Annotated in this window: 21 protein-coding genes and 1 pseudogene; 4 read left to right on the top strand and 18 right to left on the bottom strand. The window is 46.7% G+C overall.

The features are described 5' to 3' along the window. Entirely contained in the window at positions 1-1,200 is a 1,200-nt protein-coding gene (locus tag FGI41_RS11790; protein ID WP_139490345.1) for an MFS transporter, read from the top strand. Between the two features lie 249 nt (positions 1,201-1,449). On the opposite strand, the gene FGI41_RS11785 is transcribed toward FGI41_RS11790, so the two are convergent. The 10 genes from FGI41_RS11785 to FGI41_RS11740 form a co-directional block, all read right to left on the bottom strand. Continuing rightward, positions 1,450-1,806: a nuclear transport factor 2 family protein gene (locus FGI41_RS11785; RefSeq protein ID WP_139490344.1), complete on the bottom strand. Its 357-nt coding sequence runs from the start codon at positions 1,804-1,806 to the stop codon at positions 1,450-1,452. Between the two features lie 606 nt (positions 1,807-2,412). Beyond that, positions 2,413-3,327, bottom strand: a complete 915-nt coding sequence (locus FGI41_RS11780; protein ID WP_139490343.1) for an exopolyphosphatase — start codon at positions 3,325-3,327, stop codon at positions 2,413-2,415. Between the two features lie 85 nt (positions 3,328-3,412). After that, positions 3,413-3,874 (bottom strand): D-aminoacyl-tRNA deacylase, encoded by a 462-nt coding sequence (gene dtd / locus FGI41_RS11775; protein ID WP_139490342.1) that lies wholly within the window; start codon positions 3,872-3,874, stop codon positions 3,413-3,415. A gap of 654 nt (positions 3,875-4,528) precedes the next feature. Beyond that, positions 4,529-6,706 carry a RelA/SpoT family protein gene (locus tag FGI41_RS11770; RefSeq protein WP_139490341.1) on the bottom strand — a complete coding sequence of 726 codons (2,178 nt, stop codon included), beginning with the start codon at positions 6,704-6,706 and terminating at the stop codon, positions 4,529-4,531. A gap of 188 nt (positions 6,707-6,894) precedes the next feature. Next, positions 6,895-7,407: an adenine phosphoribosyltransferase gene (locus tag FGI41_RS11765; RefSeq protein WP_139490340.1), complete on the bottom strand. Its 513-nt coding sequence runs from the start codon at positions 7,405-7,407 to the stop codon at positions 6,895-6,897. After that, positions 7,404-9,788, bottom strand: a complete 2,385-nt coding sequence (recJ, locus tag FGI41_RS11760; protein ID WP_139490339.1) for a single-stranded-DNA-specific exonuclease RecJ — start codon at positions 9,786-9,788, stop codon at positions 7,404-7,406. Before recJ ends, FGI41_RS11765 begins: the two co-directional genes overlap by 4 nt. Before the next feature lie 81 nt (positions 9,789-9,869). Next, positions 9,870-10,817 (bottom strand): cation diffusion facilitator family transporter, encoded by a 948-nt coding sequence (locus tag FGI41_RS11755; RefSeq protein ID WP_139490338.1) that lies wholly within the window; start codon positions 10,815-10,817, stop codon positions 9,870-9,872. A gap of 75 nt (positions 10,818-10,892) precedes the next feature. Further along, a complete protein-coding gene (secF, locus tag FGI41_RS11750; RefSeq protein WP_139490337.1) occupies positions 10,893-11,831 on the bottom strand; it encodes a protein translocase subunit SecF in 939 nt (312 codons plus the stop codon). Then, on the bottom strand, positions 11,821-13,056 hold the full coding sequence (gene secD, locus FGI41_RS11745; protein ID WP_139490336.1) for a protein translocase subunit SecD: 1,236 nt from the start codon (positions 13,054-13,056) through the stop codon (positions 11,821-11,823). The genes secF and secD overlap by 11 nt, the downstream gene beginning before the upstream one ends. Positions 13,057-13,140: 84 nt before the next feature. Further along, positions 13,141-13,395 carry a post-transcriptional regulator gene (locus FGI41_RS11740; RefSeq protein WP_139490335.1) on the bottom strand — a complete coding sequence of 85 codons (255 nt, stop codon included), beginning with the start codon at positions 13,393-13,395 and terminating at the stop codon, positions 13,141-13,143. Positions 13,396-13,483: 88 nt separating this feature from the next. Between FGI41_RS11740 and spoVB the strand changes: the two genes are divergently transcribed. Beyond that, on the top strand, positions 13,484-15,058 hold the full coding sequence (gene spoVB / locus FGI41_RS11735) for a stage V sporulation protein B (protein WP_139490334.1): 1,575 nt from the start codon (positions 13,484-13,486) through the stop codon (positions 15,056-15,058). On the opposite strand, the gene FGI41_RS11730 is transcribed toward spoVB, so the two are convergent. Next, on the bottom strand, positions 15,059-15,778 hold the full coding sequence (locus FGI41_RS11730) for a DUF421 domain-containing protein (RefSeq protein ID WP_139490333.1): 720 nt from the start codon (positions 15,776-15,778) through the stop codon (positions 15,059-15,061). It lies immediately after the preceding gene. Positions 15,779-15,872: 94 nt separating this feature from the next. Beyond that, positions 15,873-16,850: a magnesium/cobalt transporter CorA gene (gene corA / locus FGI41_RS11725; RefSeq protein WP_139490332.1), complete on the bottom strand. Its 978-nt coding sequence runs from the start codon at positions 16,848-16,850 to the stop codon at positions 15,873-15,875. Between the two features lie 134 nt (positions 16,851-16,984). Here corA and FGI41_RS11720 point away from each other — a divergent pair, with 134 nt between their 5' ends. Together FGI41_RS11720 and FGI41_RS11715 are read left to right on the top strand one after the other, a co-directional pair. Beyond that, on the top strand, positions 16,985-17,359 hold the full coding sequence (locus tag FGI41_RS11720; protein ID WP_139490331.1) for a TIGR04086 family membrane protein: 375 nt from the start codon (positions 16,985-16,987) through the stop codon (positions 17,357-17,359). 192 nt (positions 17,360-17,551) lie between these two features. After that, positions 17,552-18,773, top strand: a pseudogene (locus FGI41_RS11715) (IS256 family transposase). A gap of 229 nt (positions 18,774-19,002) precedes the next feature. Here the strand turns inward: FGI41_RS11715 and FGI41_RS11710 are convergent. From FGI41_RS11710 to FGI41_RS11685, 6 genes are all read right to left on the bottom strand, one after another. Continuing rightward, positions 19,003-19,848, bottom strand: coding sequence for an IS3 family transposase (locus FGI41_RS11710; RefSeq protein ID WP_255298446.1), 846 nt, complete (start codon positions 19,846-19,848; stop codon positions 19,003-19,005). A gap of 14 nt (positions 19,849-19,862) precedes the next feature. After that, a complete protein-coding gene (locus tag FGI41_RS11705) occupies positions 19,863-20,150 on the bottom strand; it encodes a transposase (protein WP_139490329.1) in 288 nt (95 codons plus the stop codon). A gap of 297 nt (positions 20,151-20,447) precedes the next feature. Next, complete coding sequence (locus tag FGI41_RS11700) at positions 20,448-21,032, bottom strand: hypothetical protein (protein ID WP_139490328.1); 585 nt, start codon at positions 21,030-21,032, stop codon at positions 20,448-20,450. Positions 21,033-21,041: 9 nt separating this feature from the next. Then, on the bottom strand, positions 21,042-22,088 hold the full coding sequence (locus FGI41_RS11695) for a ParA family protein (RefSeq protein WP_139490327.1): 1,047 nt from the start codon (positions 22,086-22,088) through the stop codon (positions 21,042-21,044). A 29-nt stretch (positions 22,089-22,117) separates the two neighbouring features. Next, positions 22,118-22,969, bottom strand: a complete 852-nt coding sequence (locus tag FGI41_RS11690) for a DUF4435 domain-containing protein (protein ID WP_139490326.1) — start codon at positions 22,967-22,969, stop codon at positions 22,118-22,120. Then, the gene (locus FGI41_RS11685; protein WP_139490325.1) at positions 22,962-24,374 is read right to left on the bottom strand and encodes an AAA family ATPase; all 1,413 of its coding nucleotides are present in this window, start codon (positions 24,372-24,374) and stop codon (positions 22,962-22,964) included. Before FGI41_RS11685 ends, FGI41_RS11690 begins: the two co-directional genes overlap by 8 nt. Positions 24,375-24,671 lie beyond the last annotated feature (297 nt).

Raw genomic sequence — 24,671 nt, 5'->3', positions numbered from 1 at the left:
TTGAGAGAGAAACCATTATGGAGCCGTGATTTTATCGCGGTGTGTTTGAGCAGTTTCTTTTTGTTTATGACATTTTACACGCTGGCTGTCACTCTGCCGATATATGTCACCGATACGCTTGGTGGCAGCACCCAAGAGGTTGGATTGGTAATGACGACATTTGTCATTGCGGCCGTGATTTTTCGCCCGTTGGCTGGAAAATGGCTGGACGAGCATAATCGCAAGCTGGTCATCTTCGCCTCCCTCGCATTGTACATGGTGTGCAGCTTTTTGTATTTGGGCATCGAGAGCTTTTCGCTCTTGCTGGTGTTGCGGTTTGTGCATGGCATCGGCTTTGGTGTAGCCACTACGGCGACTGGGGCGGTGGCGATCGATATCGTGCCGGAAGAGCGAAAAGGCGAGGGGATCGGCTACTTCAGCCTGTTTATGAGTCTGGCGATGGTGCTGGGTCCGTTTTTGGGTCTGACGATTATGTCGCATTTTGATGTGGTTGTGTTGTTTGCAGTCTGTGCAGTGTTTGGCCTGATCGCTTTTGTCTTCGGGACGCTTACACGGGTTCCGGTACAAGCCCAGACGCCATCCCCTGCCCGCGCTGAGAAAACTACTTCGGCTTGGAGCTGGAAACGGTTCATTGAACCAAAAGCAGTTCCGATTTCGGTCTCAGGCAGTATTTTGGCCTTCTCCTATGGAGCACTGACGACATTCATCTCCGTTTATGCGAAGGAGCTGGGGATCGCGGACAGTGCGAGCTACTTCTTCGTCGTGTTTGCGGCGATGATCGTCCTGTCCAGACCGTTCACAGGAAAATGGTTTGACCGCTTCGGTGAAAACGTGCTGGTTTATCCGGGTATCCTGCTGTTCACGGTCGGGATGATTCTGTTGAGCCAGGTTCACGGGACGGCTGCCTTTTTGCTGACAGGTGCGATGATTGGTCTCGGCTATGGTGCACTCTTGCCGAGCTTTCAGACGATTGCGATCAAAGCATCTCCGAGCCACCGCAGAGGGCTTGCGACCGGGACGTACTTTTTGCTGTTTGACCTCGGGTATGGGATTGGTTCGTATGCGCTTGGGATTATCGCGGCAGAGACAAGCTATCATACGATGTATCTGATCGCCGGTGTGATTGTGGCGTGTACGGCTCCGATCTATTATGGGCTGCATCATAAGAAGGCGGCTGCGTTGAAGAAGGCTTATTCGTAAGGGAAACGGATTGGTAAGGTGGGTAGATGACCTTAGATGGTGTGATGGTTTGATGGTCTGAACCCGTACTGTCGTTTCCGTTCTGAAAATGAAAACAAAAATGCTCCCTCCCTCGGCTTCTGATTATTTACGGAAGCTTTGGGAAGGAGCATTTTTTGTTGATCGTAATAGTTTGTGCTTTCATCTGTCTTTCAACCTGACTCGTAACCTGTCTGTTAGATGGCAGGTGAATCAGTGTCGTCTGGCAGTCTAGATAAAAGAAACGCGCTTGATCAGACCGTCCTGTACCTCATAGATCGCGACAGCCGTATACGGTTCACGTCCTGCGCGTCCCGTCACGAGTTCTTGGTCGATCACATAGTTGCCTTGGACGGTGCGATTGGTGATTTCAGCGTGGTTGTTTGGGTTGTCTTGAAACATCTTCGCGTAGCTAGCCCGCATTTTTTCCTGACCGCTGTAGAGAAGTTCACCTGTTTTAAAATTGTAGATCTCGACGTCCTCGGTGTAGGTCGCCATGAAAGCGTCAATGTCTTGTGCGTTGTAGGCGTCGAGCTGTTTTTGGACGATGTATACGGGGTTTTCGTTGGGGTTGTATGAGATGGTCATGGATTGTTCCTCCGAGATTGTGGTGTGAGTTCTATTTTATCTTATTGGGATGGGGGTGGGGTAGGGGTGGGGTAGGGGTGGGGTGGTAGGGTTGTAGGGTTGTAGGGAGTTGAGCGGGATTCCGGTGTATCGCCTGGTTGCCACCCTTGCGTGGGAGATTGGGGTGGCCGCTCCGTAGGAGAGACGGGGAACTCGGGGCAAAATGTTTCGCTCCCCCGATGAGAGGGGACATCTGGGTAGTACAGGGGAGTGAGACTATTGCCCCTAAAGGCGTGTTCCCCGTCTCTCCTACGGAGCTGGGTAAGGGTGGCAAAGAGGCTTACACCGGAATCCCGCTCAACTCCCTGCCAGCCTTTGGTGAGATGGGTAAGAAAAAAGAGAAACAAGATCATGAATGATTCATCCAAGAAGACTTTTAGAGATACAAAATGAATGAAACAAAATGAAAAAGCCAAGGAAAGCTTTCTGTGTAAGCTTCTCTTGGCTTTTTGGCCTTCGTTCTATTTCTCTTCGGTGTATGTCATCGTGGAGCATTTGATTTGATCCATCTATCACGGATAAGTGCTGTCATTTTACGAAGCTGTTATGTTCCCCCTATCCCCCCCATCACCCATCTTGCCGCATCCGCTCGACAAGCGTCTCCAGCACCTCGTCAGCCTCTTCATACGGTACCTGACACGTCCCGGTGGCTCTGTGGCCGCCTCCGTCGTATTTGAGCATCAGTTCGCCTACGTTGGTCTTGGACGTGCGGTTGAGGATGCTGTGGCCGCAGGCGAAGACGCAGTTTTGTTTGTTTTTGCCGTCGACAGCCCAGATGGAGATGTTATGTTCGGGATAGAGGGCGTAGATCATAAAACGGTTGCCGGGATAGATCGGATGGACGCCACGCATGTCGCTGATGATCACATTGTCTTCGGTGCGGGTGTGTTCGCTGAGCATGGCTCGGAATTTTTCGTCCAGCTCATTGTAGCGGGTCACCCGCTCCTGTACGTCGGGGAGCTGCAGGATTTCCTCGGCGGAGAGGGTGGCACAGTGGTCGACGAGGAGCTCCATCAGTTGGTAGTTGCTGATCCGGTAATCGTGGTAACGTCCGAGTCCTGTCCGCGCATCCATGATGAAGGATAACAGATCCCAGCCTTGCGGGTTCAAGATGTCTTCACGGCTAAACTGGGCGGAATCCGCTTTATCTACCGCAGCCATGATGCTGTCGATGTCGCCAAAACGGTCGGACCCGCCGTAGTAGTCATAGACAACCCGTGCTGCACTCGGGGCGATCCGTGTCTCCCCTTTGTACTCGATCTTTTGACCCATCCGCACCAGCTCACTGCTGTGATGGTCAAACCAAAGGCCGCAGCCCGCCACATAAGGCACGTTGGCTAAGATGTCATTTTTCGTGACTTCCACCAGACCATCCTGCATATCCTTGGGATGAACAAACTTCATCTCTTCGATCATCCCCAGCTTTTTAAACAACATCGCACAGACTAATCCGTCAAAATCCGAGCGTGTGATCAGCCTCATACAAGCTCCCCCTTTTTCATGACTACACAATTCCCAATTATATGCATGTCATGAAGCAGGCATGAAGACCCAGATGAGAAATGACTTACTCTTTTTCGCCTGCTGCCACAGGACTTTCGACGATCAAGGTGACCGGACCGTGATTAAGCAGACGCACGTCCATCATTTTGCCAAATCGGCCTGTCTCGACGTGCAGACCCTTGTCCCGCAGTTTTTGGTTCAACTGCTCGTACAACGGCTCCGCCTGCTCTGGACGGGCTGCGGACATGAAGTTGGGACGGCGGCCTTTTCGGCAATCTCCATACAGAGTGAATTGTGAGATAGAGAGAATCTGTCCGCCGACATCAAGTACAGAATGATTCATTTTTCCATCCTCGTCTTCAAAAATACGCAGGTTGGCGATTTTGTCTGCTACGAAGTCGACGTCTTTTTCTGTATCCTCATGAGTGACTCCTACCAGTAATACGAGGCCGTGATTGATTTGGCCGACGATTTCGCCGTCGACGGTGACGCTTGCTTCTTTGGAACGTTGAATGACTACTCTCATAGACGGGGGCTCCTTTATTTTTTATTTTAAGTGAGATTCTCCGGAGGAGAGCGAGAGGATCATCTGTTTTCCAGTCGCCTTTCCCTCACTTCGTTCAGCCGGTCTCCTTACAAACAGATGATCCTCTCGCTCTGCGTAGCTTTTCTTAATAAAAAAGAAAAGGGCTGTGAGGGATTAGGGGGATGAGGATGGTTCGTTTCATTCGTAAGGTGACTAGTTGCGATAGATATCAGAAGCAGCGTTCTTCTTGATCCGTTTTGCAGGCTTTTCAGAAGTTAAGCTTTTTTTCCTCTTTTATCTTTTCACCAAAAGTCCGTTGGGAGAGGAGGCGGCTTGCAAGCAGTGAGCCTCTTTGAATCCCTTACCCAGCGGAGGAAAAATCAAGGGTGGAAATTCTCCTTCGAATAAGCTCAGGGGCAAACCCCTTCGTACGAATCCGCTTCCTCGAACCCTTTTTGACCCGAACCACCCTTGGTTTTTATGGAGCGGACAGTTTCCCCTTCTTCCGAAGGGATTCAACACAGGCGAGCAGCTTGCAAGCCGCCTCCTCTCCCGCACCGCACCGACCACAAGAGAAAAGGGACAAAGATCAACAAAATGCAAAAGAAGGCAGGCATCCCGCGATAGGAGCCTGCCTTTCTTCCCACACATCTTTTAGGTATTCAAAATCCGGCGTACCGAATAAATATCCTTGATGCGCTTGATCCGCTCCACAACCTTTTGCAGATGGTCGATGTTGCTGATCGAAATCGTCATGTTGATAGTAGCTACACGGTTTTTGTCAGCACGTCCGCTGACTGCCGTGATGTTGGTCTTGGTCTCGCCGACGACCTGGAGTACATCGTTGAGCAAGCCACCACGGTCGTGACCCGTGATCTCGATGTCGACGTTGTAGTTCTGCTTCTGATCGCCTTCCCAATCGACAGGGATCAGGCGCTCCGCACATTCACCGGTCTCCACGTTGGGACAGTCGCGGCGATGGACAGAAACACCGCGTCCACGAGTGATAAAGCCGATGATGTCGTCTCCTGGTACAGGTGTACAACATCGGGAGAGACGGACGAGCAGGTTATCCACACCTTTGACACGGACGCCGTAGTCGCTTTTGCCCTGTCTGGCTGGTTGTGGGGCTGCTGCCTTGAACTCTGGGATTTGGTTCGCTTGTTCTTCCCGGTCGCGGCGCAGTTTTTCCGTCAGGCGGGAGACCACCTGTGCAGCGGTGAGACCGCCGTAGCCGACAGCGGCATACATGTCGTCCTCTGCCTGGAAATTAAACTTGGCAGACGCTTCCTTGAGGTTCTCGTCGGACAGCACTTCCTTGATGTCGAAGCCGCGCGCCTTGATCTCCATCTCCACCATGTTGAGACCCTTGGCGACGTTCTCCTCGCGCTTTTCTTTCTTGAACCACTGCTTGATTTTATTGCGGGCCTGCACAGACTTGGCGATCTTCAGCCAGTCTTGGCTTGGGCCGTAAGAATGCTTGGATGTGATGATCTCGATGATGTCGCCTGTCCGCAGTGCATGATCAAGCGGAACAATCTTGCCGTTGATCTTGGCACCGATCGTACGGTTCCCGACCGCGGAGTGAATGCGATAGGCGAAGTCGATTGGGACAGAGCCTTTTGGCAGCTCGACGACATCCCCTTTTGGTGTGAAGACGAACACCATGTCCGAGAACAGGTCTTGCTTGAGATTCTCCATGAACTCCTGGGCGTTGGAATTCTCCTCGTGACCGCCTTGGATGATTTCACGGATGTTGCCGATCTTCTCTTCAAACGAGCCTTGAATCTGACCCTTGCCCTCTTTATACGCCCAGTGTGCGGCGATCCCGATCTCGGCGGTGCGGTGCATATCCCAAGTGCGGATCTGCACTTCCAGCGGTTCGCCTTTGGGACCGATCACAGTGGTGTGGAGGGATTGGTACATATTCGGTTTTGGCATCGCGATGTAATCCTTAAACCGGCCAGGCATTGGCTTCCAGAGGGTATGCACAATCCCAAGCACGGCATAACAGTCTCGGATGTCATTGACGATGACACGCAGGGCTAAGAGGTCATAGATTTCATTGAACTGCTTGTTCTGTGTCGCCATCTTTTTATAGATGCTGTAGATATGCTTCGGACGGCCTGACACTTCTGCCTGAATGTGCAGCTCTGCCAACTTCTCTTGAAGCGTGTCATTGGCTTCTGTAATATAAGCTTCGCGTTCGGTGCGTTTTTTCTGCATCAGGTTGACGATTCGGTAGTACTGTTGCGGGTTGAGGTAACGCAAAGAAATATCCTCAAGCTCCCATTTGACCGAAGCGATACCCAGACGGTGGGCCAGCGGGACGAAAATCTCCATCGTTTCATTGGAAATCTCGCGCTGTTTTTCTTCGGACATATGCTTCAATGTACGCATATTATGCAGACGGTCTGCAAGCTTAATCAGGATGACACGGATATCCTGTGCCATGGCGACCAGCATTTTGCGGTGGTTTTCCGCCAGCTGCTCTTCCTTGGATTTATATTTAATTTTTTCCAGCTTGGTCACACCGTCTACCAACAGTGCAACATCTGCACCGAATTCCTGACGCAGCTGGTCCAGGGTGACTTCCGTGTCCTCTACTACGTCATGCAAAAAGCCAGCCGCGATCGTCACCGCATCCATCTGAAGATTGGTGAGGATCCCTGCTACGGCAATCGGGTGCATGATATAAGGAACGCCAGACTTACGAATCTGTCCTTCATGGGCCTTCGTCGCCAATTGATAGGCGCGCTCGACCATGTCGACATCCTCGGGTGACAGATAGCTACTCGCTTTTTTAATAATTTCATCGATGCCCGTATTCATAAATCCCTTCCTCAATCTCACTCTCTGTAAGCTTTTTAAGAGATCTCAAAAACGTGTTATCTTTTATTATCTGCCAAGTTGGTTCGCTTGTAAAGGTAATAATGTCATTTAGACTCGGCGAAGTGCGCAAGAAATGCAGAAAACGGGCGAAATGCCCGTTTTCACAGCGAATGTCAGAATGCTTTCGTCTAGTATTGTACTAAAGAATGAACTGGGATGTCACCCAATACCTTGCGACCCTCAAGATAGGAGAGTTCGATAAAGAAGGCTGCTGCTACCACGACGCCGCCCAATTCCTCGATCAGCTTGATGGTGGTTGCAATCGTTCCACCTGTAGCCAGCAGGTCGTCTGCGATCAGTACGCGTTGGCCTGGCTTGATGGCGTCGACGTGCATAGCAAGGGAATCTTTACCATACTCAAGGCTATAGTCAGCCTGAATAGATTTATAAGGAAGCTTATTCGCTTTGCGTACAGGTACAAACCCTTTTTCGAGTGCATAAGAAAGCGGTGTCCCTACTACGAAACCACGCGCTTCTGGGCCTGCGATCACCTCGATATCATGTTGCTTCGCAAATTCTGCCAGCTCATCGATAGCTGCGCGGTAAGCAGCACCGTCTTGGAGCAGGGTGGTGATATCTTTGAAACGGATACCAGGTTGTGGGTAATCAGGGATCACACGGATATATTCTTTAAAGTTCATTGAAAAATTGCCTCCTGTACAGGTGTATTGGGTGTATTCAATAACGTTTTGGATAATGCTTCATGGGATGAGAGCAACAGATCCGTAGCCAGCTGTGTCTCTTCCTGCCACATGCTGTAGAGTCGGGAGCTCTCCAGCGCCGCTTTGGCCGGAGCCGGATTCAGGCTGTAGGCTGATTCTTGCTCGATGATGAACTGAAGCTCCATAAATACAGCCAGCATGCGCTCTACGATGTCGCGCTTGACCTTAATCTTCTTCGCCAAGGCATCGAGGTGCACCTTCTGGACATCTGTATATTGCCGAAAAATGGTATAAAGGAACTTGAACTGATCTTTGCTTGGAAAATGCAGACCGTCAAAGCTGAGGTCCGGATCACCGAACAGACAGTAGATCCGTTCGATGTGCGGCACTCTCGCCAAGGCATCCGTAAGCAACTGACGGGACCGTGGCAGATCATAGAGGATCAGCGTACGATGAGTCCCTGTAAGATCGTCAGCAAGCCACAGACTCTCTTCTGCGGTAATCAGCTCAAGCGCCGGTGCAGCGCCCTGTGCACCCCATACACGGGTAAGCCGTTCGTAGTTGTCCCGCTCGAACGTGATGGTATGGCAGGAGTGAGCTTGCATGAGCGCTCTCCATCTTTGTTCTTTGTCTCTTATTCCTCTCCAGTCAAATACCTGCCGATGCAGCACAGCAAGGTCTTTGAGCATCAGCTGGGGCCGGACATTGCCGTTCCATTCGTTGACCTGCAGTTCGCCGACGACGTGCAGACGTGCGGATGGAGTGAGGTGCTCGGTGACGTGCGCGTAGCCGAATCCAATGGCATCTATAGTCGTCCCGGCTGCGGTCAAGACGCATTTGAGATGGGAGTCATCCCGGCCGATTTTGCGCAGACCACTCGTGCTGACATCCGGACAGGTCACAAGCGGTGTCGGATTCCCCATGCCAAATGGTGCAAGCGCATCCAACTCTTGCGCGAGGGTGATATCCAGTTGATCAAGCGGTACTTCCAAGTCGACTTTGGTCAGCGGGATATAATCCTCGTCGCCCAGCCACTCCGCAGCCAATTGGTTGAGCCGATCCCGCAGCGGTGCCAGGTTCTCTACAGGAAGCGTCATCCCAGCCGCCATCGTGTGTCCGCCATAGTGTGGCAACAGCTCTTTGCAATCGGTCAGGGCATCGTACATGTCGAAGCCGTTGATACTGCGTGCAGAGCCTTTGGCCGTTCCCTTCTCAGGATCGATGCCAAGCACAATCGTCGGACGGTAAAATTTTTCGACCATACGCGACGCGACGATTCCGACGACTCCGACGTTCCAGTCTTCTTTGGCTAGAACCAGTACGTTGTTGCTCTCCGGTGGGAATTGTTCCAGTACCATCGCTTCCGCTTCTTCGGCGATGCGCTGCACCAGCTCTTGACGCTCGGTATTGAGATCGTCGAGGGTCTGGGCCAGCTTGTCTGCTTCTGCCTGATCGTCTGAGGTCAACAGCTTCACCGCTGCCTCTGCCGTCTCCAGGCGTCCGACCGCATTGATCCGCGGGCCGATGGCGAAGCCAACATTGCCTGCACCGATTTCTTTTTCTGCCAGACCACAGACACGGATCAAGGCTTGCAGTCCGATGTTGCGGGTTCGGTTGAGCTGCTTGAGACCGAAGCTTGCGAGCAGACGGTTCTCATCGACCAGTGGTACCAGATCGGCAATCGTCCCGATGGCAGCCAGATCAGCCAGATGCATCGGCGGTTGTCCGAGCAACGCGTGTCCCAGTTTAAAAGCGACCCCGACTCCTGCGAGCATGTCAAACGGGTACTGGCAAGTCTCCTTCTTCGGATTCATCACCGCAAATGCGTCTGGAATGATCGCAGGCGGCTCGTGGTGATCGGTGACGATGATGTCGAGACCAAGACCCTGCCCGTGTGCCACCTGTTCTACTGCACTGATCCCCGTATCGACGGTGACGACCAGCTTAAAGCCTTGTTCATGGATGTAGCTGAGTGCGTTGTTATTGAGGCCATAGCCTTCTTTAAAACGGTTGGGAATGTAGTAATCAAACGTCGCTCCCAGTTGACGCATCAGATGCACCATCAGCGAGGTGGAGCTTACCCCGTCGGCATCGTAATCTCCATATATACAAATCGGTTCGCCTTTTTCAATGGCAAAACGGATGCGCTCGACGGATTCCGCCATGCCATCCATTAAAAAAGGGTCATGAAATTGATCCACACTGATATTTAAAAACGCGTGTGCATTCTCAGGCGTTGTGATTCCTCTGATGACGAGCATGCGGGCAAGCAAAGGCGAGATGCCACACTCACGGGCAATCTGTTCGCTCAATGCTTCATCGCATGTGGCTAGTTGCCAGCGTGTCCTTGCTTTCAGCATGTTATCGCCCCTCCAATCCTCATACATTATATAAGAAGGCAGAGGGGCTGACAATAGGAAGAAAAACAGAAACGAGACGGATTAATGAATCACGTCTCGCTGTGGCTCTTCCATGTGGCCTGGAATGCTGTGATACGGGAACACATCGTCATACGGATTGATATGGACAAACACATCCCGCACCTGCGGAAATTGGCTCATCAGCGCATGCTTGACCTCTTTGCCGATGCTGTGCCCCTCCTCGACCGTGATGTGTGGATCGACACCTACTTTGATATCGACGATCTGGTAGTGACCATGCACACGGGCGCGGAATTCATCGATTCGAAGCACACCGGGTACTGCTTCTGCCACCTTGCGCAAATCCCCTGTCTCTTCCTCGGGGAGCACCGGGTCCAATGTGCTGTAGATGGACTCCTTCATGATGCTGTAAGCCATCTGCAATACCAGCAGGGAAACGATCAGCCCGGCAACCGGGTCACCATATAACAGCCATGGAATATCATAACGCGCTCCGATGATCGAAGCCCCGATCCCCACCAATGCAGCAATGGAGGAATACACATCCGAGCGGTGTTCCCACGCATTGGCGATGAGGGACTGGCTGTTCAGCTTTTTCCCAAGGTTGTACTTGTAGCGAAACATCGCTTCTTTGATCACAGCAGAACCAACCGCAGCCCAGATGGCGATGACCCCTGGAGCAGCCAGCGGAGTGAAAAAGGAATTGTACGACGCTAACCCGATCTCAAAACCAACAAAGATCAATAAGACGGAGACGATAATCGCCGCAATCGACTCGGCTTTGCCATGGCCATACGGGTGCTCCTTGTCAGGCGGACGATCCGCAGCACGCAGGCCAATCAGTACCGCGACAGAACCGACCACATCAGAGGCCGAGTGAGCCGCGTCTGCAATCAGGGCACGGGAATCCGCGATCCAGCCGATTACCAGCTTGGCAGCAGCCAGTGCGATGTTGCCGATAATCCCGACCCATGCCCCCACTTGCGCTTGAGCAGAGCGATTTTCCATTCCAGATCCCCCTTTGTGTGTTTGCAGGGTTAAAAAAAAGCCACGGGAGTGATTCCCGCGGCTTAGTCGTTCGCGTTAACCCTCATTCGGTGTAACCTTGAATCGATTTTTGGCCATTTCACGCTTCTTCAGTGTCACCCATACTTGGGCGGCGATGAAGATGGATGAATATGTACCACTAATCAGACCGAAGATCAGCGCGAGGGAGAAGTTGCGGATACCCTCACTCCCGAAGACGGCAATCGCCAGTGCTGTGAAGAATACGGTCGCTACGGTGTAGAAGGAGCGGCGCATTGTCTGCCACAAGCTGACGTTGACCATGTGTTCGAGGTCTTCGACTGTTTTTACTTTCATCGATCTTAGGTTTTCCCGAATGCGGTCAAAAATTACGATGGTATCGTTAATCGAGTAGCCGACGATGGTCAGAATCGCGGCAATAAAGGTCAAATCTACTTCCAGACGGAACACGGAGAACAGTGCGATTGGGATGAACACGTCATGCGCCAAAGCGATTACGCAGGCAATCCCGAACAAAAATTGGAAGCGAAGCGCGATGTAGATGATGATCCCGACGGAGGCGATCAGAAGCGCGATCCCGGCTTTGGTAACCAGCTCCTCCGCAACAATGGGGTCAACGGTAGACTCGGTGGTGGTCACTTGCTCACCGTATTTGGCTTTCAATGCGGCTTCAAGTGCTACCAGCTGTTCACGTGGAACGCGTTGGTCAAACGTGGTGGTCGCCCCATCTGTGCCGTATCCGGTTACATCTTTAAAGCCAATCTCCGGCACACTCTGCTTGATCGTCTGTTGGACATCTTCCACTTTGAATTCTTTGCCGACCAGAATATCGAGGCGCGTACCTGCCTTGAAGTCTACGCCCAGATTCAGCCCCATGAGCATCATGATGACCAGACCCGTAACCATAATCAGAACGGAGAACGCAAAGAATTTACGACGGTTCTTGACGATATCAAACTTGATGACACTTTCATATTCACGTTGATTAGAGCTCACCGATTTCACTCTCCTTTACAGCAAACCAGACTGGCTTCTTAAACATGTTGGCACGCAGCAGCATCCAGAGGAGGAAGCGGGAGCCGAACACGTTGGTCAGAAGGCTGACAATGAGAGTCATGGTGAGGATGATGGCAAAGCCTTGAATGGAGCTTGTCCCGAAGAAGAACAACACGCCACACGCGATCAGCGTGGTCACGTGAGAGTCGATGATGGTGATAAACGAACGGCGTTGACCTGCGCGGAAAGCAGACAGAACGGTCTTACCGCTGCGGATCTCCTCTTGAATACGCTCTGCTGTGATGATGTTGGCGTCAACCGCCATACCTACAGAGAGGATAAAACCAGCGATCCCCGGCAGGGTAAGTGTCGCATTCATCCAGTCAAGCACGACCAGACACAGATACGTAAAGATAACCAGTGTGATATTGGCGATCATGCCCGGTACACGGTACACCAGCAGCATGAAGACCAAGATGATGGCCCCGCCGACATAGCCGGCGAAAATCGTTTTCTCCAGTGCTACTTGTCCGAGGCTCGCACCTACAGAAGTAACCTGCATTTCCACAAGCTTGGCTGGAAGAGCACCCGAGTTGAGGATGTCTGCCAATTCCTTCGCTTCTTCATATGTACGCTGTCCGTCGATCTGGGCGCTGCCGCCGGAGATGACTTGACGGATCGATGGGTTGGTCAGCATCTGATCGTCAAGGAAAATCGCTACTTGCTTGCCCACGTTATCGCGGGTGACTTGTTCGAATTTGGATGCATCCTTGAATTTGAGTGTAACGATCGGACGCTTGAGGTCGTCGTAGCCGACACCTGCACCACCTGGAGCAAGGTCGTTACCATTCAGTACGATTTTACCTGTCTCATCGCGGAACGTAAGCACCGCTGGACGGCCAATCAGGCTGCGAAGCTTTTCCGGGTCTTTGGCCCCCGCCAGTTTGACACGGATGCGGTCAGGCATCTCGACGGTGATCTCCGGTTCGGATACCCCACCGATGTTGATCCGCTTGTCCACCATTTGCTGGGTGGCGTTCAACAGCTCTTTGTTAACTACGTCTCCCTTGTTGATTGGCTCTACGCGGTACAGAATCTCAAACCCACCTTGGAGGTCAAGACCAAGCGTGATGTTTTTGGACACCGGGATTAAAGTGGTAAACATCAGCGCAAACATGGAGCCTACTACCAACAGGAAGAGCACGAATCTACTCCATTTTATCATCTACTACATGCCCCTTCCCATTTTTGGTTCTGGTAAAGCTAGTATGTACATTATGCACATTATAGCTTCGCACAAAAATCAGTGTCAAATCGCACCAGGGTTTTTATACATATTCAACATGAGCCAGTTCATATATTTGGTAATTTTGAGTGACAAGACATCGTTGACCAAACGATGCATCGGCGGCAGCTCTTTGTAGGAGGAAGAGACACATCTCCATACATCGAGTGCTGTGATGTTTTCATACCCGAGAAACAGGAATTCATCTGCCTTGCTTTGGCAGAGCTCCAACACCTGATCAAACAGATCATCCGAAGATAGTTGCGCTTCCAATGACATAGCTGGCATCTCCCTTCAAAAGTTAGTCATGCCTGACGTGGCACGTCCATATTCTTAGAGTAAGAAGCGAAAGGAAAGGGCTATCCTTATGAGACAATCCTTTTTTTACGGTACGCTAATCCTCATTGCAGCAGGGGCGATCACGAAAATTCTCGGCTTTGCCAACCGCATCGTGCTCTCACGGATCATCGGAGCAGAAGGAATGGGCTTATACCAGATGGTCACGCCGATCCTCTACTTCTTGATTACCTTGACGACCTTCGGCTTGCCGGTGGCGATCTCCAAGCAGGTGGCTGAAGCGGAAGCAGCCTCAGATCCAAAACAGACACGGCGCTTTTTATTGCTCGCGCTGTTGATCGCAGGTGGCTTGAGTACGCTGGTCAGCTTGATTCTGCTCGGCAGTGCCCATTATGTGACCCGTTGGATGTTTGCTGATGAACGAACCTATATCCTCCTGATCGCTGCTATTCCAGTCATCCCCATCGCCAGCATCTCGGCTGTCTTACGCGGATACTTCCAAGGGAAGCACAACATGTCACCGACAGCCATCTCCCAGCTGTTGGAACAGATGGTACGGATGGCACTGGTTGTGGTGATGACGGTCTCCTTCTTGCCGTATGGAGTGGAATATGCTTCAGCAGGTGCGGTTGCAAGCATTATCTTCGGTGAGTTGGCCGGTCTTCTCTATATGCTCTGGATGTTTAGAAAAAATCGGAAAACAGCCGAATCGATGATGCAGCAGCCCTTCACCTCCCTGAAGCAAAATCAGGAAAGCATCCGTCAGTTGCTAAGTGTATCTTTTCCCGTCACGATGAGTCGCCTTGTCGGCTCAATTGCTTATGTACTGGAACCCATGCTGGTCCCCTTTGCCCTGGTGTTAGCAGGGTATCAGACCATTCAAGCGACCAGCCTGTATGGTCAGTTTGCCGGGATGGCAGTGCCGTTATTGCTGTTCCCAACATTTTTAACATATTCGCTGTCGATCTCACTCGTTCCTGCCGTCGCAGAAGCTGCATATCAAAAAAACAGCAAGATGATTCACCGCCGGATTTATCAGGCGATGCGGATCACACTGGTCATCGGTGCTCCCTGTGCGGTCCTTTTGTATGTATTCGCAGAGCCGCTGTGTGCACTGCTCTATAAAAATGCTGAAGTCGGGCAGCTCTTGCGTGAACTCTCCCTCTTCTCCGTCTTCCTGTTCTTCCAGGCTCCGCTCGCCTCTGCTCTGCAGGGCCTTGATCATGCCAACGTGGTGCTTCGCAATACATTGATAGGTGCCGTCGTCAAAATCGCGGCGATGTTCTTCCTGACCTCCCAGCCATCATTTGGGATTCACGGTGCAGTGATCGCGCTTAATCTCAGCATTACTCTGGTGACATTGCTCCACTTCGCCTCGTTGGTCAAAGCGGTCGGGTTTACCGTCGATCTCATCGAATTCATAAAAATCGGCGGTGTGATGCTTGTGATGGGCTACTCCGGCTCTTACATGGCTACGAGTTGGTTTGCCCATACGTCAATGGGTCAAATGGTGCTTATTTGCTCCCTGCTCTCCAGTGTTGTCTACGTGGTGCTTTTGGTCGCGTTGCGTATCCTGGGCAAACAGGACGTCATGCGGATTCCATGGATCGGTGAACAGTTGGCCGTATTTTTTCCCCGCCGTTAATCAATGGCGGGGCTTGTCTTTTTTATCAATGAACAGACGACCTTGCTCGTCAATGGAACAAAAGCTGATCTCCTTGATATCACGAATCCCATGCTTTCGGATTTGCTGCTTGAGCCAAAACTTATTTTTATCAATTTTGGTGAGTGCTTCTTCACGGACCGCCCCGTCCATAATCAGCGGAATCGGTAAGCCCTTATAGGAAAGCAGATGTTCTTCTCCCTGTGCAATGGGATTGATTCCAACGTCTTCTCTGGTCAGCGGTTCTTTGGCTGGCTTGGGGAAGACGCTCATCTGTCCAGTCGGTTCCAACAGCGCGAACTCTACATCGGCAATGCTCTTGATGTTTTTTTGTCTGAGGTGAACCATCAGGTCGTCGAGGTTAAGCCGGTTGCGCCGCATGGCTGCCTCGCGGATTTCGCCGTTTTCGATGATGATTTCTGCTGATCCGTCTACGATGTCACGGACTTTTTTGCTGCGCATCGAAAGCCAGGCCATCATAATCTCTAAAGCCATGAGCAACGCCATGGGCACATAAAAATGCAGAGCCGGACGCTCCACCTGGTCAATCGCCAGGGTAGCCATCTCGGCCAGCATGATCGAGATGACAACGTCAAACACAGACAATTTTCCAAGTTCCCGCTTCCCCATCATCCTCAGGAGAAGCAACAGGAAAAAGTACGTAAACAAGGTACGAAGCACAATGGTGGACATATCTTCCATCTTAGACCGAACCTCCCCTACGTGCAGAATCATCAAGTATTCTCCACATAGGGGAGGCGTCCTATGCCTGCCCGATATTGGTGCTCTTTCGTATTCAGAGCCATTTTCGTTTTTTGAAGGTATAGAGCATGGCTGTGGTCATCCCTGCCATCACCACGACGGCACAGATCAGCATAATCGGTTCGGCCCCTTCACCCAGCCAGCCGAAGGTGTTCATCCCAAACAGTCCGGTGATAAACGTAAGCGGCAGGATGATGGTCGAGATAATCGTGAGAACCCGCATCGTCTCTGTCGTCTTGGCACTGATGATCGTGTAGTACGTATCAAGCGCCCCGTTCACCAGATCGCGGAACGTATCAATCGAGTCTGAAATCCGCTCCAGATGGTCGGTCAAGTCGATATAGAACGGCACATTGTCCTCTGAGATGTCAAACGAGTATCTGCCGTTGACATTGGCAAAAATCCGCTTCTGCGGCATAATCACGCGGCGGATCAGGATAATCGTACGCTTCAAGGCCAAGAACTCCTCGGTGATCTCTTCCATCTGATGCTCGTAGATTTCGTCTTCCAATTCATCGATACGCACGGACAACCGATCCATAATCGGGAAATACTCGTCGGTAATCCCGTCGACAATCGCATACAAGAGATAATCCGGCCCACGATTCATGAAGTGCAGGCTGCGGTGACAGGCTGCTGCGATTCTACCGATCGTATTCATTGGAGATTTATGAATGGTCACAATATAATTAGGCCCTAAAAAAACGTTCAGCTCAACGGTCGTAATCTCCGTGTCGCTTTCCTCGTTATAGCGCAAGGCGTGGAATACGAAGAAATAGTAATCTTCGTAATTGTCCACCTTGGCCCGCGGGCTTACATGCAGACAGTCTTCAATCGCCAGAGGGTGAAAGTCAAAAATCTTAGCTATATAGTGAAGCTCATCATTCCCCACGTCATAAAGGTCAATCCACAGCAAATCTTCGGGAGATCGCAGCCACTCATCTTTCGTCGACAGATCGACATCGTGATACATCTGCTTTTCTGAGTGATTGTAAAAGTATGTTTTAATCATGGAACCTCACCCCCATCTGTTTCCCTCATCCATCATACGAAAATTCCTGACGATGTTCAATGAAGAGAATGAATAAGCCCTAAGAGCCTGTCATATAGATGGTACAAACAGGTAATGAGAGGAAGGGATTGATCATGCGCAGTACTTCCGCCTCTGTGATGACAGGGCTCCTTTTTACGTTTGGATTGGTGTTGAGCGGTTCCTTGCTGACTGCGATGCTTTTGTCGTTTACCGAATTGCGCGAAAGTTCACTTCCGTATTTTACGTACGCGATCAATGCACTTGGCCTTTTGGTAGGCGGTTTTGTCACGGGACGCCGCTGTGGTGGCCGTGGCTGGTACTATGGCGGGCTGACCGGCTCTGCTTATTTCATTCTCGTACTGCTGATCGGCTTCCTCGGCTTCGATGCACCGATGCAGCTGAGCACCCTGTTCTATCTGCTCGGTGCTTTTGTGGTGAGTGCGATGGGCGGCGTGGTCGGTGTCAATACAGCAGCAGAGCGACGCTAATTTATTCGCAACACATTAAGGGTGTCGTGATAAGAGTCTTATTTAACTGTAAATACAGGGCGTTTGGTATCTAGCAGCCGTCCTGTATTTATAACAAACAGTTAGCTATCCGAGTCTGTAAAATATTCTGTATAAACTCTCAAACTTCTCCTGTACACTACGTTTTATAAGGAAAGGTTGGGGGTTTTTATTATGAGCCTCATGTCAAAAGAGCAACTCAAACAATGGATCAAAGAAAACAACATGAAGTCAGTTACAGATGTTCAATCTGCCTTGAAAGAATTATTCGCAGAGACCCTTCAAGAAATGCTGGAGGGGGAACTAGATACCACCCTTGGTTACCCTAAGCACGACACAAAAAACAAACGTACAACCAACAGTCGCAACGGTCATAGCAAAAAGACCGTTCGGTCTGAATACGGTGAAATGGATCTGCAAATCCCTCGTGATCGCGAAGGAGAATTTGAACCTGTCATCGTAAAAAAGCATCAATCTAATGTGACCGGCATCGAAGACCAGATTATCGCGCTCTATGCCAAAGGAATCTCAACCCGTGATATCCAAGATCATCTGCAACAGCTCTACGGAGTAGAGGTATCACCTACGCTCATTTCCAATGTTACGAATAAACTGCTCCCTCTTATCAAAGAGTGGCAGAACCGCCCGTTGCAAAACGTATACGCTATCGTATTTATGGATGCCATCCATTTCAAGGCCAAACAAGATGGGATCAATTGTCAACAAAGCAGCCTACATGGTGATCGGTATTGATTTAGAAGGTCACAAAGATGTACTCGGCATGTGGATTGGCGAAAACGAGTCGGCAAAATTCTGGCTTCACGTCCTTAACGAGCTACGAAACCGTGGCGTTCAAGACATTCTCATCGCATCTGTAGACAATCTACGTGGTTTTAGTGAGGCCATTTCTGCTTGCTTTCCACAAACAGAAATCCAGAAGTGCATCATCCACCAAATCCGAAATTCAATCAAATATGTCTCCTATAAGGACTTGAAAAAGATCACAGCGGATCTAAAGCCTGTTTACAAGGCTCCGACGGAGCAGGCAGCTTTAGATGAGTTGGATTCTTTCGAGCAAACCTGGGGCAAAAAATACCCGCTCCTGATTCAATCTTGGCGCAATAACTGGACAGAGTTGTCGACCTTCTTCAAGTACCCTCCTGAGATTCGTAAGATAATCTACACGACCAATATCATTGAAATTTATCACCGCCAATTGCGCAAAGTGACGAAGGGCAAAGCCGTATTCCCTTCTGACGATGCTCTTCTCAAAATGTTGTACCTTGCGACGATGGATGTCACTCGAAAGTGGACGGGCCGTGTCCAACATTGGGGGCAGATCCTTTTACAGCTATCTGTCTTCTTCGAAGATCGAGTTCAACCACATATTCGTTAACAAAAGAAGGTTCCATTCCGGTGAACATTGTCTTTCTTCCTGTCGAAAAGGTCAAGGGTACGCTTCGCCTAACGCCCTTGATCTCTTCGACAGGAAGAAAGATTGTTCACTTGCGGAATGAAACCTTTAGAAACAAGCGAGCTTGAGTTTACACAAAATTCTTGACAGATCCAGCTATCCAGACTTGGACTTACCCTATTATCCTTGACACAACGTTAAGACCAAGCGCTTACAAATAAGATTTCTCATACTCCACTGGACTTTTGTATCCCAGAGCCGAGTGCATCCTTTTGGTATTATAGAACATCTCAATATATTCAAAAATAGCATTTCGAGCTTCCTGCTCATTGCTAAAATGTTTGATTCCAGGCATTAGTTCGCGTTTTAGTGTCTTGTAAAAAGATTCCATGACGGCATTGTCATAGGGATCACCGAGGCGAGACATGCTGATTCGGGCTCCTAGAAGCCTCAGTTTTTCTTGGTATCGCTTGCTTGTATATTGAGAGCCTCTGTCCGTGTGGACAATGAGCCCTTCTTTTGGATGTTCCTTGCCTACAGCTTGCATAAAGGCATCGATGACCAGCTGATCTGTCATCCTTGTGCTCATCGCCCAGCCGACTACTTTTCTTGAAAAAACATCAAGGTATGTAGCGAGATACAGAAAGCCTGTTTGCAAGGGGATATAGGTGATATCTCCCACCCATAAGGCGTTTTTCTTTTCAGTCGTAAAGGCCCGTTTCACAAGGTTCTCAATAATCCTTGTTGCATCGGGCTTTTTCCAATTTTGATTTCGCCTGCGAGACGAAACAGCAGACAACCCCATCCTCTGCATCTGACGGGCGGCACGATTTTTACTGGTAAATATGCCTCGTTTGCACAATTCCAGCGCGATTCGTGGGCTGCCATAGCGGCCTTTACACTCTTTATAGACATCACGTATCGCATCTTCCAGAACCTCAAGGTCAATGGCTCGGTTACTTTTACGACGCTTTTTCCAATCGTAGTAACCTTGTCGAGTTACTTTAAGTATATGGCAAAGAAGTTTTACGGTATAGGTAGGGGCATTCTTCTGGATAAAGCGATATTTCGTTAATGTAGATCCTTCAAGAATGCCTGAAACTTTTTTAAGATTTCATTCTCCGATTCCAATTCTTTTAGTCGCTTTTGCAAACGTTTCATCTCGACATCCTTATTGACGACTGGATTTCCATTTCCAGAAAAGGCGCTATCGGGGTTCGCTTGATATTCGTAGACCCACCGGCTTAACATCGTTGGAATGATACCGAGGGCTTTAGCAACTTGGGTCACCTGTTTACCTTCTTGTAGTACTTGCATAACAGCTGCGGTCTTAAATGCCTTGTCATATTTTTTCCGCATACAAAACAACCCCTTTTTCCAAAGTTAACGTGGTCTTAACTTGGTGTAAAGGGGTTTGATGAAAGTCCAACTTGGTACGGACTAAATTTTATTCTTAGGAACCTAATACATCTTTGTTATTCAAGGAATAGATGATATCTCTTTAAATGAGCACTAGGAACTATCCCTAATGTTGGTATTAGTAATGACTTAAAAGGATTAGATCTTTTATTTAGTATGGCACAAGTTAATTTTAGTTAGTTAAACCAAATACGGCTGTCGAAAATAATATCGACAGCCGTATTGATTGTTTTATTTTTACTTTCCTTTTTCTTCATCCTTACTCTCGCCAGTACGCTTTTTCATTACAACTTTCGTATAATTCTCTTCTAGACTCCTTGAGTAATTGTATTGATAAACAGTATTAAGCAACAAATCAAGTAATTCTTTTTTAGTTTTTTTTCCTGTAATATTCATATCGAAAAAATACATTAACATGAATCTGATTTCACTTGTTGTTAAAGTGTTAACGTCTTTGTTTCCTATTTCATTATAAAGTTCGTTAATAGGTAACCCGACAAGTTTTTTGAGTTCTTCATTTCTCTCTTCAAATATTGAGATAATATCTTCTTCCTCTTTACTTAATGTGCAGTTCTCAATCTTATGCTTTTTATAGAGCTCGACCACTTTTTTTATATCAGTCGTTTCTTTATTTTCTATACGATACTGTTTGGAAAGTGCATTTGTAACTAAGTTTTTAGCAACTTTAAATTCCAGATCTGCAAGAGGGGCTAACAGTTCTATAATTTCACTTATCAATTCACGATTTTTCTTTTCGGCTTTCAATTCAACCAGCAAATTGTGATATGTTTTTAAATTTGTTAAACCTTCTCGTATCTTCATATATTTCACCTACAACCAGTTGTTTATTTTTAGTCTTGCATCCTCCTCATTATAAGGAAACCCAATTTTATCAAGTATTTCCAAAATCAATTCTCCATAACACACATGCGGAGAATACTTATTTTTATCAACAAAAACAGAAAAAACTGATTGTCCCCCTCCAGTATGTCTGGCCGTATCTACATGGTGATAAATAGTATTAGAAAGCAGTTTGTCACTGAAGTAAGGTAATGATTGCAACGTTCTCCTTGAAAAATTTGTATCAGTTGTTGCCTTTTTTAACGTTTCAAAGATACCTAATAGTTCCGCCTTGGCTTTATGAAAAAACTGGTAATGGGGAGTATCAAGATGTTGATTAATTATATCCCCGTATTGCTGATGTATTTTTTCAAAGATTGTTTTTTGAATTAGATTGTGTAAATGTGTTATTCCATTTGTACTAAGATCATCCATAATGGTAGGAATAATATAATAATCAGATACAATCAAAGCATTTTGTGTGATTAAATTATTTGCCGGAGGACAATCAAAAATAATAAAGTCGTATTTCTCTTTAATATTGTGTTCTGTAAAAAATTTAGCAAACAGAGATAATTGTTTTAATCTGGTTCCCTCCCCTACATAATTCATTGCCATTTCAATTTCCAAGTCATCTAGCCCTTTTGGATAGGAACTTTCGCTAGTGTCAAACATAGTAGCAGGTAATAAATCCATATTACTTGGTCGATAGTATTTCCCTTGATAAAAGTTTTTTACTACAATATCATCATAATTAATCTTTGGTTGAACATCATGAGTTATTTGTTTTAAGTAACTTCTAATAACATAATTGATACTTTGAAAAGAAGATAAGTCTTCGATTTTAAACTCTCTCCTAGTAGCTTTAGAATAAGCCTTTAATCCAATATTGGTTAAAGAACATTGCGGATCTAAATCCACCAATAATACCTTGCTATCGGTTAGGAAATTGAGACCTACGCCTATATTATAAGCGCTTGTTGTTTTTCCAACCCCACCTTTATAGTTTATTACTGATATAACTTTCGCAGCACCCAAACTATTTCCCCCCTGAATATAATTTTTATTTATCGACTTAATAGTTCACTAATTTTTTGATCAATAATATCTACAAATTCACTTACAATTGGAGAGCATAATAGACTTCTTCTTAGATCGCCAACAAAAACCTTTTTATTACGTCCCTTCATATAATTCGGAAAATATTTGTGCATACAAAAAAATACGGCCTCTAACTTTCTTTTACCATTTAAAATATAATCAACAGTTTCCAAACTGTTAATCTTGTCAGAAGCAAACTCAAATTGTTCATCTATTAATTTGTTATCTAAGCCATCCATTGCGACGGCTAGATATTTTTTCATATTGTCTGAATCTATACAACCTTCTTTTGAATTCCACCATTGTTCGTTTTCAATACTAACGTCTTCTAGTTTATAGCTATGAGAATTTACCATTTTTATAAAACAAGCAATAATAAACGGCTGAATCGAGTTTAATGCTTCTTGTAACATACTCCTCCCAGTAACAGAAGGGTCTCCAACGATTTTTACACCATCTAAAAAGTCATCCAATACCTCTTCTAAAGTTAGATAGTTTTCGATGTTATAGTAATGAGTGTATATAATTCTTTCATCTTCGATACAGTTATATAGGTATTTATCGTAATCCGAGTCAATAATTGCGATATAAGGAAATGTTATTCCACCCTTATGATATTTTAGTATATTGTTTTTAGACTCACCGATTACTAAGTCTACATCTTTTCCACACCTCTTTCCGTGCTTGCTTTTAGCTAATAAATAACCATAAATATCATAGTCTGTTTTCCCTTCGAATATAATACCAGGTTTAACTTTTTCCAAGAATCTCAAATTATTTTTAGCTTCAATTGTAATTCTCGGAATTGATCTACTCATACATCTCTACCTCATCCTCGATATCATCTTCATCATAATCTTCAGGACCAAGAGGTTGAACGTGTTCTCCAAAATCAGAAATAATAAATGGAGAATGGGTTGATACAATATATTGAATTGGTTGAATATCAGACACTAATGCAGATAAAAATTTCCTTTGCCATGTTACATGTAGTGAAAGTTCAGGTTCATCTATTATCACAATTGAATTATCAGACAATGACAACTTTATGTAAACAAACATAGCAACTAATTGTTTCTCACCGGCAGATAAGTCCTCATATGTTAGATCATGTTCAAACTTTAGATTTCCATCTGAAATACTCACTTTCTTTTTAAGGAATCTATTTAATGTCTTTTTTAGATCTTCAAACGGTCTGTTAGCAGCTTTTATTTCTACCTCGGTCTTTTTATACATATGTAATAATTTTTCAACTTTTTCATGAGTTAATAGAATCCTTAATGCTCCAAGCTGGTCTTCTGAATCTTCCAATTTACTACTAGCTTGTTTAAGATTCTCAGCATAACTTCTAATTTCTTCCTTTTTACTCTTGTCATTTTTTTCGAACATACCAGTTTTTAGGAAAATGTTACTTAGAATACTTTCAACGTCATCTACATTTGAAGGTAAAAAATTACCAGTAGGCGGTTGTAATAATGAAAAAAAGAAATCTTTGACAAGTGAATTCAATAATATTTTTTCTTTCTCCAAATTCTCATGCCATTTAGAAGCTATTATCTTATTAATGTCCTTGTTAGATAATCCAACAATAGTTCCCTTCAAATTGGTAACTAAACTTGTTAAATGTTCTTCTATGAATCTTCTTGTTGGGAAAAATAAATCCCGTTTAGTGTTCGGTTCATCCAACAGTTCTAACAAGTCCGTCTCCAATCTTCTATATGTCGGAAAATACAATGGGTTTATAGAGAGTGAAAAAGAGTAAAAGACTTTATTTAATTCCCTTTCATCTGTCTCACCCTTTCTAATAAGAATAAAGAATTTGGATATAAACCCCATATCATCAGTAAACTCACTGATATTTCTATAATTTTCAAAACTTAAATCTGTGAGTAGATTTTTAAGTTCATTTAATTTGATCTTTGACAACTGATTATCTTGAACATTAAATGCCACATTCTCAACATCTAAACGAGCGATCAATATTGAGTCCTTTTGGTTGATTATTTTATACTGTCCTTCATCAGTAATTAATTCAATTGTATCAAATTTATATTTAAGTAATTTGTTGAATGTTCTATTAACAATTATGTTCAATATATCCAGAACAGTAGTTTTTCCCGATCCATTTTTCCCTACAATAATTGTAATATTCCCCTTAAAATCAACCTCTTTGTTGTTACCTATAACCCCAAACAAATCCGTTATTTTCAGATAATGAATCATAAACTTTACATTCCTCCCATCTATTCCATATAATCCTGTTGCTTTAAATATCCTATATTTTATCCTCCAAATCAATGAAAAGAATTGTGTATAATACTCAATTCAGTAAACAATGTGCTACTAATCAAAAGTCGCTAATTACATTAAGCTAATCTACTATTTTTTAAAAGGCCCGTGTAATCCAAAGTTAACTAAAAGCCCTCAACATTGTAAGAATGGTTAAACTCGTATTATTACAATTAAAATATTTATTGGATAGGAAGATAAATTATTTGAATTTAACTGTTGTGCTTGTAA

The organism is Brevibacillus dissolubilis, assembly GCF_006170445.1.
GTDB classification, from domain to species: domain Bacteria; phylum Bacillota; class Bacilli; order Brevibacillales; family Brevibacillaceae; genus Brevibacillus_B; species Brevibacillus_B dissolubilis.
The sequence above is the reverse complement of the archived record's forward strand: the minus strand, read 5'-3'. Positions and strand labels throughout refer to the sequence as shown.